Annotated in this window: 9 protein-coding genes and 1 pseudogene; 7 read left to right on the plus strand and 3 right to left on the minus strand. The window is 69.9% G+C overall.

From position 1 onward, the window contains the following. Positions 1 to 56 precede the first annotated feature (56 nt). From PGN14_RS16835 to PGN14_RS05760, 4 genes and pseudogenes are all read left to right on the plus strand, one after another. Positions 57 to 2,443: pseudogene (locus PGN14_RS16835) on the plus strand (TonB-dependent receptor). A gap of 198 nt (positions 2,444 to 2,641) precedes the next feature. After that, positions 2,642 to 4,462, plus strand: coding sequence for a translational GTPase TypA (gene typA, locus PGN14_RS05750; protein WP_335298463.1), 1,821 nt, complete (start codon positions 2,642 to 2,644; stop codon positions 4,460 to 4,462). Between the two features lie 513 nt (positions 4,463 to 4,975). Next, positions 4,976 to 5,701: a hypothetical protein gene (locus tag PGN14_RS05755; RefSeq protein WP_335298464.1), complete on the plus strand. Its 726-nt coding sequence runs from the start codon at positions 4,976 to 4,978 to the stop codon at positions 5,699 to 5,701. A 38-nt stretch (positions 5,702 to 5,739) separates the two neighbouring features. Beyond that, positions 5,740 to 6,456, plus strand: coding sequence for an HAD family hydrolase (locus PGN14_RS05760; protein ID WP_335298465.1), 717 nt, complete (start codon positions 5,740 to 5,742; stop codon positions 6,454 to 6,456). 494 nt (positions 6,457 to 6,950) lie between these two features. Here PGN14_RS05760 and PGN14_RS05765 read toward each other — a convergent pair whose 3' ends face one another. From PGN14_RS05765 to PGN14_RS05775, 3 genes are all read right to left on the minus strand, one after another. After that, the gene (locus tag PGN14_RS05765; RefSeq protein ID WP_335298466.1) at positions 6,951 to 7,670 is read right to left on the minus strand and encodes a DsbA family protein; all 720 of its coding nucleotides are present in this window, start codon (positions 7,668 to 7,670) and stop codon (positions 6,951 to 6,953) included. Continuing rightward, the gene (locus PGN14_RS05770) at positions 7,667 to 9,040 is read right to left on the minus strand and encodes a M48 family metalloprotease (RefSeq protein WP_335298467.1); all 1,374 of its coding nucleotides are present in this window, start codon (positions 9,038 to 9,040) and stop codon (positions 7,667 to 7,669) included. Before PGN14_RS05770 ends, PGN14_RS05765 begins: the two co-directional genes overlap by 4 nt. Before the next feature lie 412 nt (positions 9,041 to 9,452). Beyond that, positions 9,453 to 12,167, minus strand: a complete 2,715-nt coding sequence (locus tag PGN14_RS05775) for an Rne/Rng family ribonuclease (protein ID WP_443019459.1) — start codon at positions 12,165 to 12,167, stop codon at positions 9,453 to 9,455. A 691-nt stretch (positions 12,168 to 12,858) separates the two neighbouring features. Here PGN14_RS05775 and PGN14_RS05780 point away from each other — a divergent pair. The 3 genes from PGN14_RS05780 to PGN14_RS05790 all read left to right on the plus strand — a co-directional run bounded on the left by PGN14_RS05780 (position 12,859) and on the right by PGN14_RS05790 (position 17,174). Then, positions 12,859 to 14,070 (plus strand): N-acetylmuramoyl-L-alanine amidase, encoded by a 1,212-nt coding sequence (locus PGN14_RS05780; protein WP_335298468.1) that lies wholly within the window; start codon positions 12,859 to 12,861, stop codon positions 14,068 to 14,070. A 252-nt stretch (positions 14,071 to 14,322) separates the two neighbouring features. Next, positions 14,323 to 14,646: a DMT family transporter gene (locus PGN14_RS05785; protein WP_335298469.1), complete on the plus strand. Its 324-nt coding sequence runs from the start codon at positions 14,323 to 14,325 to the stop codon at positions 14,644 to 14,646. 41 nt (positions 14,647 to 14,687) lie between these two features. Then, on the plus strand, positions 14,688 to 17,174 hold the full coding sequence (locus PGN14_RS05790; RefSeq protein ID WP_335298470.1) for a penicillin-binding protein 1A: 2,487 nt from the start codon (positions 14,688 to 14,690) through the stop codon (positions 17,172 to 17,174). The last annotated feature ends 83 nt before the right edge of the window (positions 17,175 to 17,257 follow it).

The raw sequence follows: 17,257 nt of genomic DNA on the forward strand, positions 1-17,257 counted from the left end.
CTGTCATCAATCATCGATAGCGCAGCGCCAACACACGATAAACAAGGGGGAACATCATGTCGCGCTTCATCCGCGGCAGCGTCGTCGCGCTGCTGTCGCTCACCGTGTCCACGCCCGTGCTGGCGCAGGCGATGGCCCAGCCGGACGGCCCCGCCAGTGACGAGATCATCGTCACCGCGCAGAAGACCGAGCAGCGGATCGAGGACGTGCCGCTGACTGTCAGCGCGGTCACCGGACAGCGGATGGCGGATATCGGCGTCAATTCGCTGGCGGAGGTCGCGATGTACGTCCCCGGCCTGCGCATCCAGGAGCAGAGCGCGAACAACCCCGGCTTCGTCATCCGCGGCATCACCTCGGATTCGGGGTCCGCGCAGCAGGGCGCGCGCGTCACGCTCTATTACAACGGCATCGACATCTCGCGCTCGCGCGGCGCCTATCAGGATCTCTACGATATCGAGCGGGTCGAGGTGGTGAAGGGGCCGCAGGCGACGCTGTTCGGCACCGCCGCCGCGATCGGCGCGGTGTCGGTCATCTCGGCGAAGCCGCGCCCCGGCTTCTCCGACGCGATCCAGGCGTCCTACGGCAATTTCAACCGCGCGCAGGTGTCGGGCTTCGTCAACGCCGGCAACGACACGATCGCCGCGCGGCTCGCCTTCGGGTCAAGTATCGCGACGGCTATGTCCGCAACATCGCGGGCGACCCCAACGTCCCCAACCAGAACCAGGGCCGCGTCGATCAGGACGATCTCTACGGCCAGAAGCAGGCCGGCGCGCGCCTGTCGCTGCGCTACACGCCGTCCGACGCGGTCACCGCCGACCTCGTCCTCACCTATGACGGCCAGCGCAACACCGGCACGCCGTTCAAGAGCCGCGCCTTCGCTCCCACCGGCGGGCAGACCGGCGATTATGGTGATGCCGAACTGTCGGGCTCGCCGTACAGCGCGCAGGTGCTGGGCCGCCGCGAGCTCGGCCTCAACCGTGACGTCTATGACGCCAACCTGACCGTCGCGGTCGATATCGCGCCGGGCGTCACCTTCACCACCGTCAACGGCTATCGCCGCTTCGACAGTCTGGAGATCTTCGACGCCGACGGCGGCCCCGCCTGGTATCTGGAGTTCGCCGAGGACGCGCGCGGCGACCAGTGGAGCCACGAAGGCCGCTTCAATGTCGAGGGCGACCGCGCGCGCGCCTCGTTCGGCTGGAACGGCTTCTTCGAAAACGGCATCCAGCGCGTGCCTTTCTCCACCGAGGAGGGGACGTATCTCGCCTGCTCCGTCGCGCCGGCCTATGCCGCGATCCGCGGCGCGCTGAACGCCGCTGGCCTGCCGACCGGCACCGCCTGCGTCGCGGCGAACGGCACCATCCCCGCCACCCGCGCCACCGCCTTGCTGACCCGCGGTGCGGCGACGCAGATCCCCTACGCCTCCTATTTCGCCAATGACGGGCGCAACGCCGCTTACTCGGTCTTCGCCGACGCCACCGTGCTGCCCGATCCGCGCATCGAGCTGACCGCGGGCGCGCGCGTCCTGATCGAGAAGCGCCGCTCGGGCTATATCAACGTCCAGCCCAATTCGCAGATCCTGGCGGCGCTCGGCGTCCGCACCAGCCTGCTCGGCACCGCCAACACCAATGGCGTCCGCTACGTCGCGCAACAGAGCTATTCCGCGGTCCTGCCGCGCTTCAACGCGCTGTTCCGCGCCACCGACGCGCTCAACCTTTACGCCACCGTGTCGAAGGGCCGCCGCTCGCCGGTGGTCCAGCTCGACGCGCAGGCGAGCGGCGGCGTCACCATCCCGCGCGTCCAGCTGGTGCCGGAAGAGAATGTCTGGAACTACGAGGCCGGGATCAAGGTCGCGACCGCGACGCTGACCGGCACGCTGTCCGCTTTCTATCAGAAATATAGCGGTTTCCAGGTCTCGGTCGTCGGCACCGACGGTGTGACCCGGACGCAGAGCGCCGGCTCCGCCTCCAACCCCGGCGTCGAGCTGGAGGCGACATGGCGCCCGGTCCGCCCGCTGCAAGTGTTCGGCGCCTTCGCCTTCGTCGACGGCAAGATCGACCGTAATTCCGCGCTCGCCGCCAGCTATTCCGGCGCGCGCTTCCGGCTCCAGCCGAAATACACCGCCTCGGGCGGCGCGACGCTGCGGCTGCCGGTGGGGGAGGGGGCGACCTTCTATGCCACGCCGTCCGCGACCTACCAGAGCAAGGTGTTCTTCGAACTCCCCAACAGCGAGGCGATCAGCCAGGGCGGCTACACGCTCGTCAACCTGCGCGCCGGGGTGGAGCTGGCCGGCGGCCGCTACACCGTGGGCGGCTTCGCCCGCAACCTGACCGACAAGCGCTATCTGCTCGACGCCGGCAACACCGGCGGCGGCTTCGGCGCGCCGTCGTACATCGCGGGCGAACCGCGCTTCTACGGCGTGGAGGTGTCGGCGCGCTATTGAACATCCCCGTCACCCCGGCCTTGAGCCGGGGTCCCGCTTCTCCCTTACGTCGCCGAAGAAGCGGGACCCCGGGTCAAGCCCGGCGTGACGGCACCTGCTGCACCCGCGAACGCCCCACTGGCGTCGCGCGCAACTTTCGGCTATGCGCGCCCCCGACACAGCGCCTGCGCCAACCGCGGGCCACCCTCAGGAACCCGTATGAACCTGCGCAACATCGCCATCATCGCGCACGTCGATCATGGCAAGACGACCCTCGTCGACCAGCTCTTCCGCCAGTCCGGCACGTTCCGCGACAACCAGCGCGTCGAGGAGCGCGCGATGGATTCGAACGACCTGGAAAAGGAGCGCGGGATCACCATCCTCGCCAAGCCCACGTCGATCGAGTGGGAAGGCACGCGCATCAACATCGTCGACACGCCCGGCCACGCCGACTTCGGCGGCGAGGTGGAGCGCATCCTCTCGATGGTCGACGGCGTGATCCTGCTGGTCGACGCGGCCGAGGGCGCGATGCCGCAGACGAAGTTCGTGACCGGCAAGGCGCTGGCGCTGGGCCTGCGCCCGATCGTCGTCGTCAACAAGGTCGACCGTTCGGACGCCCGCATCCAGGAAGTGCTGGACGAGGTGTTCGACCTGTTCGTGGCACTGGAGGCCAGCGACGAGCAGCTCGACTTCCCGGTCCTCTACGCCTCGGGCCGCAACGGCTACGCCTCGGAGGATATGGACCGTCGCGAGGGCACGCTGACGCCGCTGTTCCAGAAGATCGTCGATCACGTCCCGCCCCCTGCGCTGGACCAGGACGCGCCGTTCAGCTTCCTGGTGACGCTGCTCGACCGCGACAACTTCCTCGGCCGCATCCTCACCGGCCGCGTCCAGTCGGGCGTGGTGAAGCTGAACCAGCCGATCCATGCGCTCGACAATCAGGGCAATGTGATCGAGACCGGCCGCGCGTCGAAGCTGATGAGCTTCCGCGGGCTGGAGCGTGTTCCCGTCGAGGAGGCACGCGCGGGCGACATCATCTCGCTCGCCGGCCTGACCGTCGCGACCGTGGCGAACACGATCGCGGATACGTCCGTCAGCACGCCGATCCAGGCGCAGCCGATCGATCCGCCGACGCTGTCGATGCGCTTCGCGGTCAACGATTCGCCGATGGCGGGGCGCGAGGGCAGCAAGGTCACCAGCCGCATGATCCGCGACCGCCTGATGCGCGAAGCGGAGACCAACGTCGCGATCAAGGTGACCGAGGCCGCAGACCGCGACAGCTTCGAGGTCGCCGGCCGCGGCGAGCTTCAGCTCGGCGTTTTGATCGAGACGATGCGCCGCGAGGGCTTCGAACTCGGTATCAGCCGCCCGCGCGTGCTGTTCGGCGAGGACGAAACCGGCAAGAAGACCGAGCCCTACGAAACCGTCATCATCGACGTCGACGAGGAGCATTCGGGCACGGTCGTCGAGAAGATGAACCTGCGCAAGGCGGAGATGACCGACATGCGCCCGTCGACCGGCGGCAAGACGCGCATCACCTTCTCCGCGCCCAGCCGCGGCATGATCGGCTATCACGGCGAGTTCCTGTCGGACACGCGCGGCACCGGCATCATGAACCGCCTGTTCGAGAAGTACGGCCCCCACAAGGGCAATATCGAGGGCCGCAAGAACGGCGTGCTGATCTCGAACGGCGCCGGCGAGGCGCAGTCCTACGCGCTCGGCCCGCTGGAGGATCGCGGCATCCTCTTCGTCGGCCATGGCGAGGCGCTGTACGAGGGCATGATCATCGGCGAGAACGCCAAGACGGATGACCTGGAGGTCAATCCGATGAAGGCGAAGCAACTGACCAACTTCCGCGCGTCGGGCGGCAAGGACGATGCGATCCGCCTGACGCCGCCCAAGAAGATGACGCTGGAACAGGCGATCGCGTACATCGACGACGACGAGATGGTCGAGGTGACGCCCAAGTCGATCCGCCTGCGCAAGCGCCACCTGGACCCGCACGAGCGCAAGCGCGCCGGCCGCGCCAAGGCAGCGTGAGCCGGGCGGCGACGCCGACAGCGTAGCTGCCGGCGAGCGCCACCGCCCGGCTCCGGCCGGCGGCGCCACAGCGCCGTCCGACGACGCGGGCTTTGCCCGCGGCGAGCCTCCAGCTTCCCGTCACCCCGGGCTCGCCCCGGGGTCCCGCTTCTTCGCCGACGGTGAGGAAGAAGCGGGACCCCGGATCAAGTCCGGGGTGACGTATGTCCGGCCACTGCCGTGCTCCGGCGCAGGCCGGAGTTTAGGGCCTCCTGCGTTCCATCTGACCCTGATCGTTCCCCGGCGAAGGCCGGGGTCCAGTCGCGAGTGGTTTCAGCATCTTACGAGCCGACCGTTGCTGAGGTCTGCCCACCGCGGGCCGTGGCAGCGGCGGCGGGACGTTGCATCAGGCCCTACGCACTCCCGCGAACGCAGGAGCACGATGGCGATTCTGGCAAAGGGCGCGCCTGCGCTGCGAACCCCCAGCAACGCATCGTCACACCCCGCGCCGCGCGCCACCGCTATCTCCGCGCCATGTCCACCCCCACCACCGTCGCGCGCCTGTTCGGCGCCACGCTCGCGCTCACGTCCGCCACCCCCGCGCTCGCCGACACCGCCTATCCGCAGATCCCCGAGCCGATGATCTTCGACATGATGCGCCCGCTCGGCGCCGCGAAGGGCGAGCTGGAGGTGAACGCGCTCGCGGTCACCAATTCGCCGTTCCGCCCGCGCGAGGCGGAATGGGCGCCGGAGATCGAATATGCCTTCGCCGACGGCAAGGCGGTGGAGTTCGAGCTGCCGTTCGACGGCACGCGGCTGGAGGCGCTCAAGCTCGGCCTCCAGGCCGCGTTCGGCGCGTCGGCGGACGGGCGCAGCGCGCATGGCGTCCAGTATCTCGGCATCTACGACCGCGACGGCCGCCGCTACAGCAACAGCCTGCTCTACATGGCCGGGCATCGCTTCTCCGCGCGGTGGAGCATGATGACGATGGTCGGCGTCGACGACATCGCGCTGCGTCGCCGCGCGGGGCGCAACGCGCTGCTGCTCAACAACGCCACCTTCTACGACGTGCAGCCCGGCACCGTCGCGGGCGTGGAGCTGAACGTCGCGGGCGGCGCGGCGCGGCTGGTGCGCGTCGCGCCGCAGCTGCACCAGCGCATCACGCGCCACGTCAACGTCCAGCTGGCGGGCGGCGTGGAGAAGGCGCGCGCGCATCGTGCCCGCCCGATCGCCGGGGTGCGGCTGGTGCGCGAGTTCTGACGATGGCGATCGTCGCGCCGCGGGGGTAGGGGAGGGGGATGCCGATCGACCTCATCTGCCTCGATGCCGACGATACCCTGTGGCACAATATGCGCTTCTTCGCCGCGGCCGAGGAGGCATTCGCCGCGCTGGTCGCGCCCCACGCCGACGATGCCGCGGCGCGCGCGCGGATGCAGGCGATCGAGGTCCGCAACCTGAAGCGCTACGGCTATGGCGCGAAGAGCTTCACGCTGTCGATGATCGAAACCGCGCTGGAGTTGGCCGGCGATGCGCTCGCCGCGGCCGATGTGGCGCGCATCCTCGACATCGGGCGCACGCTGCTCGACCATCCGGTCGAGCTGCTCGACGGCGTCGGCGACACGCTGGAGGCGCTGGCGCGCCAAGGGGCCGGTCAGCGGCGGCTGGTGCTGGTGACCAAGGGCGACCTGCTCCATCAGGAGGTGAAGCTCGCCGCTTCCGGGCTGGGCGACCTGTTCACCGGGGTGGAGATCGTCAGCGACAAGCGCGCCGACACCTTCGTCCGCGTCTTCCACCGTTATGGCTGCGCGCCCGACCGCGCGGTGATGGCGGGCGATTCGATGCGCTCCGACGTGCTGCCCGCGCTGGCGGCGGGCGCGTGGGGCGCGTACATCCCGCAGCCCGGCGCCTGGAGCCACGAGGCGGCCGACGCCCCCACCGGCCACCCCCGCTTCCGCCAACTGGCGCGGCTAGGCGACCTGCCGGACTGGATCGCGACGATCGATAGCATCGCCTGACGCTGTATTCCGGCGAACGACGCAGCATCCATGCCGCAACCCGGACGCGTTCGGAACCTCTGCGAAAGGCCAAATCTCTTCTGTTCCCCGGCGAAGGCCGGGGGCCAGTTGGGAACGGTGTCAGCATCCGACGAGCCGGCCGTCACTGGACCCCGGCCTTCGCCGGGGAACAAGAGAGAGCTTTGCACAGGTTCCGCCATTTTCCGGGGGCCGCCGCTCCGCGCACCCAGCGGCCTTGAGGCGCGCGGTACCCTGGATGCCGGGACGAGCCCGGCATGACGGATAGTCCCGCGGGGCGACCGCCGCGAATCCGTCACCCCGGGCTTGACCCGGGGTCCATCGATCCGCGCACGCGGCGCCGGTGGCAGGATGGATGCCGGATCAAGTCCGGCATGACGGGTGGGGGCCGGACACCTCACCCCACGTGTTCCGGGGTCCAGGGTTCCGCACACCGTCAGGCGCAAGGCGTGCGATGCCGCCCAACGATGGCCCCCTCAACCCCCCGCGCGCGCCTTCGCGATCGCCTCGCGCAGCCGGTCGATCGGCAGCGCGCCGGTCAGCACCTGGTCGCCCACCACCCAGCTCGGCGTGCCGCTGATCCCCAGCTTCGCCGCGGTTTCCATATTCTCGCGGATCGTCGCGTCCGCATCCGCGGGCAGCTTCGCGGCATCGACTCCGCTCGCCTTCGCCGCCTGCGCGATCGTCGCGTCGCTTACTGGGCCGGCGGCGTAGAGCGCGTCGTGGAACGGCTTGAACCGCCCCTGTGCCGCCGCCGCCAGCGCGACGCGCGACGCGACGCGGCTCTCGTCCGACAGCACCGGCAGTTCCTTGAACACCACGCGCAGGTTGCGGTCGCCCGCCACCAGCTGCTCGATCACCGGCAGGCTCGCGCGGCAAAAGCCGCAATTGTAATCGTAATATTCGACCAGCGTCACATCGCCCTTCGGGTTGCCGATCCACGCCCCCGCATACGGCTCGGTGATCGCACCGCGCGCCGCGGCCACCGCCTTCGCGGCATCCTTCTCCTGCAACTTCTGCATCGCCTGCGGGATCAGTTCGGGGTTGGCGAGCACATAGTCGCGCACCACCTGCTCCACCCGCGCGCGATCGGCGCCATTCAGGTCACCCGGCGCCACCCGGTTCGCGATTCCCATGCCCGCGGCGCCGAACAGCGCCCCCAGCACCACCATCCCCAGCAGCAGCGCGCGGTTCACCTTTTCTTCTTCCGGTTCTTGTCGACGTCGTTCTGGCTGGTCATCGCGATATCCTGTGCCCGGATCCAGTCGGGCGAGTTCCTGGGCAGCCCTGCCATGGCATAGCGGGCGCGGTCCACCGCGGTGCGATGGTCGCCGGTCATGCTGGCCCGCTCCGCGCTCGCCAGCGCGGCGCGCGCCTCGTCCCCGGTCAGTTCGTACACGGTGCCGAGCTGGAACCAGGCGAACGGATTCTCGTCGTCGCGCCCCACCGCGGTGCGCAGCACGCGCTTGGCCTCGTCGTAATTCCGGGGGTCCTCGGTCGCGATCAGCGCATGGCCATAGGTGGTCGCGATCAGCGGGTCGGAGCGCGATCCCTCGGTCGCCGCCTTCAGCGGCGCCAGCGCCAGCTTCGGCTTGCCCGCCTCCAGCAGGATCTGTCCCATGATTTCCTGAAAATAGGGGTCGTCGGGCTTCGTCGCGACCAGCGCCTCCGCCTCGGCATCCGCCTTGTCGGGATAGCCTGCGCGATGGAAGGCATAGGCGCGCGCATAATGCGCCTCGGTCGACTGGTCGCTCTCGGGATATTTCTGCAGCGCCTGCGCGGGCGGCATCAGATAGCCGTCCAGCTTCGCCTTCACGCGCTTGAACCGCGCCTGCAACGCGGCGTCGGCGGGCCTGGCATAGGCCTTGGACGCCTGCACGTCCGCGCTCAGCGTCGCGATCCGCGTGCCCGACAGCGGGTGCGACTGCATGAACGGGTCCATGTTCTTCATGCCATAGCGATATTCCTGCTGTTGCAGCTTCTTGAAGAAGCTCAGCATGCCCTTGCCGGTGATGCCCGCGGTATCGAGGTAGCGCACCGCCGAGGCATCCGCGGTCGCCTCCTGCACGCGGCTGAACGACAGATATTTGCCCATCGCCGCCTGCTGCCCCGCGCCCAGGATGCCCGCGCCCGCCTCGCCCGCGCCGGCCGCCATCGCCGCCAGCCCCAGCACCATCGACAACAGATAGATGTGCATCGCGGGCTTCGCGCCCTGTTCGCCGGTGATGACATGGCCGTCGGCGATATGCCCCAGCTCATGCGCGATCACGCCCTGCACCTCATTGGCATTGTCCGCCGCCTGGAGCAGCCCGGAATGGACATAGACGATCTGCCCCCCCGCGACGAAGGCGTTGATCGAATCGTCGTTGATCAGCGCGATCTGCACGTCGGCGGGGCGCAGCCCGGCGGCGGTGATCAGCGGCGCGGACATGTCGCGCAACAGCGCCTCGGTCTCCGCATCGCGCAGGATCGACTGCGCCTGCACCGGCTGCGCGACGGCCAGGATCGCGGCAGCGGCGGCGGCGCACCAGCGGCGCACGGGGCGGAGGGAGGCGAGGCGAGTCATGGCAGCGTGCCACGCCGTGGCGCACCCCCGCTGAACCGCGCGTGAAGTGCGCTGCCGGCCCGCCACGACGGACGGGATCGCGCCACCGGCTGCCCCGCTCGCATCGTCACCCCGGACCCGTTCCGGGATCCACCGTGCCGCATCTCCGGCGGCGTCGGGTGGCGGAGGCGGGTGGATGCCGGATCGAGTCCGGCATGACGGGGCACGACGCCGGCCCCGTACACCCCGTCACCCCGGGCTTGCCCCGGGGGCCAGGGTGTTGCGGACCCAGCGGCGACAACGCGCGCGCAACCGAGGAAGCCGGGTCGACCCCGGGAGGACGGCGCAAATGGCACCGGAGCAGCCGGCCCCGCCCGCCGCCGCGTCGTGCCGATGGCGTGCGACGGGGGGCAGGCAGGGTCGGCGCGCCGGATCACCCGAAGGTGCGCTGCCACCAGCCGCGGCGCGGCGTGTCGCCGGCGTCGGCCGAACCGGACGCCTCGTCCGTCGCTTCCTCGACCGGGGCCGGCTCCGGCTCCGGCGCCACGGCGGCAGGTGCCTCCGCGACCACATCGGCCTTCTTGCGACGCGGTGCGCGCTTCGGCTTGGGTGCGGGTTCCGCCGCCTCTTCGGCCACCGTCTCGGCCGCGGGCAGGCCGTCGCTCACCGGCGCGGCATCGCCTGCCTCGACAACCGGGTCGGCCTTCTTGCGGCGGGTGCGCTTCGGCTTGGCCGGCGCCTCGTCGGTTGGCACGGCGGGGGTCGGCTCGGCGGGGGCCGGCGCAGTGGGGGCCGGCGCGGCGGGTGCCGGCTCGGCCGCGACGGGCGCCTCCGCGGTGGCGGGGCGCGCCCGCGGACGACGCCGCGTCTTGGGCGCCGGTGCCGCTTCCGCCTCGGCAGCGACCGGCTCGGCCGCTGGCTCGGGCGCCACCTCGACCGCCACGGGCTCCGGTGCCGAAGCGACCTCCGCCGGCGCCTCTGCCTCGCCCTCGCTCACCGCACGATCGCCCTCGCGACGACGACCGCGACGCCCGCGACGGCGACGGCGGCCGCCCTCGCGCTCCGCCTCGCCATCGGCGGCGACCGTCTCGACGTCCTCGACGCCGTCCGCGGCGACATCGGCCCCGGTCGCCTCGCCCTCGGGCTGCTCGTCCTCGACCGCCTCGGCGTCGGCCTGCTCGCCCTCGCCCGGCTCGCCCTCGGCGCGATTGCGACCGCGGCGCCCGCGGCGGCGCCGGCGGCGACGGCCGTTGCGGTCGCTATCGTCGCCCTCGTCGCGCGTGCGCTCGGGACGCGCCTCGGAGACGGTCTCCTCGACCTCCTCCTCCTCGATCTCCTCCTCGTCCTCGACGTCGTCGATGTCGTCCTCGATCTCCTCGATCGGGCGGTCGAACTTCGGCGCATGCGCCGGCGGCGGGCCGCTGGCCTCCACCGACATGCGTGCGCCTTCCTCTTCCTCGCCCGCCAGGATCTCGACCTGAACGCCGTAGCGATCCTCGATCTCGGCGATGTCCGCACGCTTGCGGTTCAGGACGTAGAACGCCGCCTCCTGGCTGCACCTGAGCGTCAGCAGCGAGCCGCGCCCGCGCGCCGCCTCGTCCTCGATCAGCCGCAGCGCCGACAGGCCCGACGACGATGCGGTGCGGACGAAGCCGGTGCCCTCGCAATGCGGACACGGGCGCGTCGACGCCTCCAGCACGCCGGTGCGCAGTCGCTGCCGGCTCATCTCCATCAGCCCGAAGGACGAGATGCGGCCCACCTGGATGCGCGCGCGATCGTTCTTCAGCGCTTCCTTCATCGCCTTCTCGACCTTCCGGACATTGGAATTGTTGTCCATGTCGATGAAGTCGATGACGACCAGACCCGCCATGTCGCGCAGGCGCAGCTGGCGCGCGATCTCCTGCGCGGCCTCAAGGTTGGTCGCGGTCGCGGTCTGCTCGATATTATGCTCGCGCGTGGAGCGGCCCGAGTTGATGTCGATCGACACCAGCGCCTCGGTCGGGTTGATGACCAGATAGCCGCCCGACTTCAGCTGGACGACCGGATGGTACATCGCCGCCAGCTGATCCTCGACCCCGGCGCGCTGGTACAGCGGCACCGGGTCGCTGTAATGCTTCACCTTCTTGGCGTGGCTGGGCATCAGCAGGCGCATGAAGTCCTTGGCCTGGCGATAGCCCTCGTCGCCCTCGACGATCACCTCGTCGATGTCCTTGTTGTAGATGTCGCGGATCGCGCGCTTCAACAGGTCGCTGTCGCCATAGACCAAAGCCGGCGCGCTCGACGTCAGCGTCTTGTCGCGGATCTCGTCCCACAGCCGGGCGAGATAGTCGAAGTCGCGCTTGATCTCGGTCTTGGTGCGCTGGAGGCCCGCGGTGCGCACGATGCAGCCCATCGACGGCGGCAGCGCCAGCTCCGCCATGATCGTCTTCAGCCGCTTGCGATCGCCCGAGTTGCTGATCTTCCGGCTGATCCCGCCGCCGTGCGACGTATTGGGCATCAGCACGCAGTAACGCCCCGCCAGCGACAGATAGGTCGTCAGCGCCGCGCCCTTGTTGCCGCGCTCCTCCTTGACGACCTGCACCAGCAGCACCTGCCGGCGACGGATCACGTCCTGGATCTTGTAGCGGCGGCGCAGGTTCATGCGACGCTGGCGCAGCGCCTCCACCTGATCGTCGTTGCCCGCCGCCTTGGCGCGGCGCGGGGCAGGGGCGCCCTCGCCGGCGTCCTCGCTGTCGCCCTCGCCAGCGTCGTCGTGATCGTGATCGTCGTCCTCGCCGATCTCCGCCTCGAAGCCGTCCTCGTCCGAATCGTCATCGTCCAGCGCGTCCTGCTCGGCGCGCAGCGCGGCTTCCTCGGCGGCGTGCTCCGCCTCCTCGCGCAGCAGCGCGTCGCGATCCTCCTTGGGGATCTGGTAATAATCGGGGTGGATTTCGCTGAACGCGAGGAAGCCGTGGCGATTGCCGCCGTAATCGACGAACGCCGCCTGAAGCGACGGCTCTACGCGGGTGACCTTGGCGAGGTAGATATTGCCCTTGAGCTGCTTGCGCTCGGCACTTTCGAAATCAAACTCCTCGATCCGGTTTCCCTTGACGACCGCCACGCGGGTTTCCTCCCGGTGGCGTGCGTCGATCAGCATGCGTATGGTCATTGAATGGTCTCCGCGCGCCGCATCCGCCGACGATGGGCGATGAGGCGCGGTGATAGGGCGCTGCCGGCCGCCCCATGGGGCCGGCGGCGCGGATGGTGATGGGTGCTGCTGTCGCCGGCCGCGAAACGCCGCGAGCCCGGATCGTCCGGGGCATCAGCGGCCTGGCCACGACCGCGCTGCCGCCGGCACGGGCCGGTCGGGACAGCGGTCGGGCGGAATACGGCATGGCGAGCGTCAACCTGATGGCCCGGCACCGGCGGAACTGCCGGGCGGGCGGTTATACCGTCGCAAGTTGCGCGCCAGGGCGCACCTTTGGTCCGGTAACCCATGCAGGTAGCACCGCGCGCGGCGCGCTTCAACCGGCACGATTCGGCCGTCGCGGCAGCGGGTTGCCGGCGGTGCTTCCGTCGCGCTCCCAGTCGTCACACCGGGCTTGACCGGGGTCCCGCTTCTTTTCCGACACCGGCAGAAGCGGGACCCCGGATCAAGTCCGGGGTGACGAAGTGATGACGACCGGATGAGGCACACCCTCTGGAATCCCCCTTAACCATTTGTTAACCATGACGGGTAACCATGTCGCAGGCGGGCCGGGCTACAGGTCCGCGCCGATATGGCGATCGGGGGTGGCGTTCGAATGCGGTGGGGAAGCACGGACTTGACGCGGGCGAGGGCGCTGCCGCAGGCGCGCCGCATGCCGCTTGTTCTCCCCCCGGCGATCCTCGCGCTGGCGTTCCTCTCCGCGGTCGCGCCCGCGCGCGCCGACACGGTCGAGCGGGTCGAGGTGGGGGCGGACAATGTCGTCATCCGCTTCGACACCGCGGTCACCCGCGCCTCCGGCTTCCTGCTCCCCGCGCCCGACCGGATCGCGATCGACGTCGACGGCGTGACGCCCGGCGCGCGCAGCGACGGCAACGGTGCGGTGGCACAGGTGCGCCAGGGCCGCCGCGACAGCGGGACGCGCATCGTGCTCGATCTCGCGCAGCCGATGGTGATCGAACAGGGCGTGCTGCGCGACGAGGGCAGGTCGCTCGCGCTCACGCTGCGCGCGACCGACAAGCGCGGCTTCACCGCCGCGGCGATGGCCGGCGCGCGCCGCTTCCTGCCATGGAACTGGGGGCGCGACACGCCCGCCGCGACCGCGGACTACAAGGTGTCGGTCCCCGTGCCCCCGCCCGCCCGCGCGGTCGCGCTGCCGAAGGTGGAGGGCGACGACGATCGCCCGCTGGTGGTGATCGACGCCGGCCACGGCGGCAACGATCCCGGCGCGATCAACCATGTCACCGGGCTGCGCGAGAAGGACGTCACGCTCAAGATCGCGCGCGCGATCCGCGACAATCTGCTGGAGGGCGGGCGCGTCCGCGTCGCGCTGACCCGCAACGACGACCGCTACATCCTCCACCGCGAGCGCTTCGGCATCGCGCGCCGGCTGAAGGCGGATCTGTTCATCTCGATCCATTGCGACAGCGTGGGCACCGGCACGCCGACCGGCGCGACCGCCTATACCTTGTCCGACGTCGCCTCCGACAAGGAAGCCGCGCTGCTGGCCGCGCGCGAGAACAAGTCGGACGTGATCGCGGGCGTCCGCCTCGACCGCAATCCCGACGTCTCCTCGATCCTGATCGACCTGACGCAGCGCGAGACGATGAACGCCTCGGCCGGCTTCGCGCGCCTGCTGGGGCGCGAGGCGAAGCCGCTGATGCCGACCAAGGCGAACTTCCACCGCACCGCGTCGCTGCTGGTGCTCAAGGCGCCCGACATGCCCTCGATCCTGTTCGAGACCGGCTATATCTCCACCCCCGAGGACGCCGCCTTCCTCGACAGCAAGGCCGGGCGACAGAAGATCGCGGAAAGCGTCCGCCGCGCGATCGACGTCTATTTCGCGAGAAGGCTGGCGGTGCGCTGACGCCGTCCACCCCCTCCGTTCGTGCTGAGGAGGCATTGAGCTTGTCGAAATGCCGTCTCGAAGCACAAGCGTTGCGCTTGCCCTTCGAGACGAGGCTTCGACAGGCTCAGCCTCTCCTCAGGGCGAACGGAGGGGATGAGTGAACTTGCCATCCCATCCCCCACCCCCTAACAGCCCGCCCGCGCCCCGCCTCTTCCGGGTTTCCGGCCGGGCGCCTCCCACCAGAGCCCGCCACCACAGGAGATCGCGCATATGGCGTGGCTCATCCTCGGCATCGCCGTGGTCACCGAAATCGTCTGGGCATTGAGCCTCAAATGGGCCGCCACGACCGGCACCGTCGCCGCCTCCGCGGTCCCGATCACGCTCAGCTTCGTCAACATGGCGCTGCTCGCGCTTGCGATGCGCGGGCTGCCCGCGGGCACGGCCTATGCGGTGTGGACCGGGCTGGGCGCGGTCGGCGTCACCCTCTTCGGCATGATCCTGTTTGGGGAGAAGGTGAACATCGTGCAGGGCGCGTTCATCGCGCTCATCATCGTCGGCGTCGTCGGCACGAAGTTCTTCGCTACCGCCTCCTGACCTTTCCGTTCGCGCAGGACATGCTACACGCCTGACCCAAGATGGCGTCCGAACCCACCGAACCGCACCGCGCGACCCTCTGGAGCCGCTGGTGGGTGCGCTGGTCCACCTACCTCGTGGCGCTCGCGCTGGTCGCGTTCGGCGTCTTCTGGTTCGTGTTCGCGCGCGACCTGCCCTCGGTCGACAAGCTGAAGGCGTATCAGCCGCCGCTGCCCACCAACGTGCGCGGCAACGACGGCGCGCCGATCTATTCCTATGCGCGCGAACGCCGCGTGCAGCTCGCCTTCGCCGAATATCCCCCGCTGCTGGTGCGCGCCTTCCTGGCGGCGGAGGACAAGACCTTCTTCGAGCATCACGGCGTCGACTTCCCCGGCCTCGCCGGCGCGGTGGTCGACTATGCGCGCAAGTTCGGCACCGGCGTGCGCGCCAAGGGCGGCTCCACCATCACCCAGCAGGTGGCGAAGAACCTGCTGATCGGCAACGAATATTCCCCCACGCGCAAGGTGCGCGAGGCGCTGCTGGCGTATAAGATCGAGCAGACGCTGACCAAGCAGCAGATCATCGAACTGTACCTCAACCAGATCTTCCTGGGTCGCAACGCCTATGGCGTGGAGGCGGCGAGCCACGCCTATTTCGACAAGGAGCTGGACCAGCTCACGCTTGGCCAGCTCGCCTATCTCGCCATCCTGCCCAAGGGGCCGGCCAACTACGATCCGTTCCGCAACACGCAGCGCGCGCTCGACCGCCGCAACTATGTGCTGCGCGAGATGGTCCGGAACGGCTTCGTCACGCAGGGACAGGCCAGCGCCGCCGCCGCCGAGCCGATCGGTGCGATCGCGCGGCGCACGCCCAAGTTCGAGCGCGTCGGCGGCTATTTCGTCGAGGAGGTCCGCCGCCAGCTGATCGACACGTTCGGCGAGAGCGCGGACGACGGCCCGCACAGCGTCTATGCCGGCGGTCTGTGGGTGCGCACCTCGCTCGACCGCAAGGTGCAGGCGGACGCGGCCGAGGCGCTGCGCAACGGCCTGCTCCGCTTCGACAGCGGGCGCGGCTGGTCCGGCCCGCTGCGCCATGTCGAGATCGATGGCGACAATTGGCTGGGGCCGCTCCTCAACACCAACATCCAGCTCGATTATTCCGACTGGCGCGCCGGCATCGCGATCGCGCGGGCCAATGACGGGGCGGGCGACGCCTGGCAGCTGGGCTTCACCGACGGTTCGACCGGCACGCTGCCGCGCTGGGCGGCGCAGACCCCGCAGCGCGGCACCGCCACCCCCGCCTTCGCCGCGATCAAGCCCGGCGACATCCTCGCGGTCGCGCCCTCCGGCGGCGCCTTCGCGTTACGCTCGGTCCCGCGTGTCTCGGGCGGGATGGTGGTGCAGGAGCCGGCGTCGGGCCGCATCCTCGCGATGCAGGGCGGGTTCGACGCCAGCGTGCAGTCGTTCAACCGCGCCACCCAGGCGCAGCGCCAGCCCGGCTCGACGATCAAGCCGATCGTCTATTCCGCCGCGCTGGAACACGGCATGACGCCCGCCTCGATCATCGTCGACGGCCCCTTCTGCGTCTATCAGGGCGCGCGGCTGGGGCAGAAATGCTTCCGCAACTTCGGCAATTCGCGCGGCGCCGGGCCGCACACGATGCGCTGGGGCATCGAACAGTCGCGCAACCTGATGACGGTGCGCGCCGCGGCACAGACCGGGATGGGCAATGTCGTCCGGCTGATGAAGGCGATGCAGATCGGCGATTACGCGCCCTATCTCTCCTATGCGCTGGGCGCGGGCGAGACGACGGTCGAGAAGATGGTCAACGCCTATGGCGTGCTCGCCAACAACGGTCGCTGGCACGATCCCTCGCTGATCGACTTCGTGCAGGACCGCAACGGGCAGGTCATCTGGCCGGAGAACTGGCGCGCCTGCGACGCGTGCAACGCCCCCGACTGGAACGGTCGCGCGATGCCGCGTCCCGCGCCGCGCGGGCGGCAGGTGCTGGATGCGATGAGCGCCTATCAGATGGTCCACATCACCGAGGGCGTGATCCAGCGCGGCACCGCCACCCAGCTGCGCGACCTGAACCGCCCGATCTTCGGCAAGACCGGCACCAATTCCGGCCCCACCGACGTGTGGTTCATCGGCGGCACGCCGCAGATGGTGGCGGGCCTGTACCTCGGCTACGACAGTCCGCGCTCGCTCGGCGGCTCTGCGCAGGGCGGCACGGTCGCGGTGCCGATCTTCAAGGAATGGGCGAGGAAGGCATATGACGGCCTGCCCGTGCTGCCGTTCCGCGCGCCGCCGGGGATCCGCATGGTCCGCATCGATCGCGCCAGCGGGCGTCCCGTCTATGGCACCTGGCCCGCCACCGACGATCCCAAGCCCGCGGTGATCTGGGAGGCGTTCAAGCCGCAGAGCGAGGCGCGCCGGCCGCGCCGCGCCGGCCCCGCCGCCGCGCCGACCGCCGCCCCCACCGCCAGTGCGACGCGCGCGACCGGCAGCGACAGCGACTTCTTGCAGAGGCAGGGGGGCATCTACTAAGTCCGCCCGGAACGTTCTTTTTCGTCATCCCAGCGCAGGCTGGGATCTCCCGGTTGCGAAGCGATGCTTGTGCCGCACGAGAT

It is taken from the genome of Sphingomonas adhaesiva, assembly GCF_036946305.1.
GTDB classification, from domain to species: domain Bacteria; phylum Pseudomonadota; class Alphaproteobacteria; order Sphingomonadales; family Sphingomonadaceae; genus Sphingomonas; species Sphingomonas adhaesiva_B.

Bases quoted from the DNA above. Each gene is read 5' to 3' on its own strand.
- typA (WP_335298463.1), top strand. From the start codon at position 2,642: ATGAACCTGCGCAACATCGCCATCATCGCGCACGTCGATCATGGCAAG.
- PGN14_RS05755 (WP_335298464.1), top strand. From the start codon at position 4,976: ATGTCCACCCCCACCACCGTCGCGCGCCTGTTCGGCGCCACGCTCGCG.
- PGN14_RS05760 (WP_335298465.1), top strand. From the start codon at position 5,740: ATGCCGATCGACCTCATCTGCCTCGATGCCGACGATACCCTGTGGCAC.
- PGN14_RS05770 (WP_335298467.1), bottom strand. From the start codon at position 9,040: ATGACTCGCCTCGCCTCCCTCCGCCCCGTGCGCCGCTGGTGCGCCGCC.
- PGN14_RS05775 (WP_443019459.1), bottom strand. From the start codon at position 12,167: ATGACCATACGCATGCTGATCGACGCACGCCACCGGGAGGAAACCCGC.
- PGN14_RS05780 (WP_335298468.1), top strand. From the start codon at position 12,859: ATGCCGCTTGTTCTCCCCCCGGCGATCCTCGCGCTGGCGTTCCTCTCC.
- PGN14_RS05785 (WP_335298469.1), top strand. From the start codon at position 14,323: ATGGCGTGGCTCATCCTCGGCATCGCCGTGGTCACCGAAATCGTCTGG.
- PGN14_RS05790 (WP_335298470.1), top strand. From the start codon at position 14,688: ATGGCGTCCGAACCCACCGAACCGCACCGCGCGACCCTCTGGAGCCGC.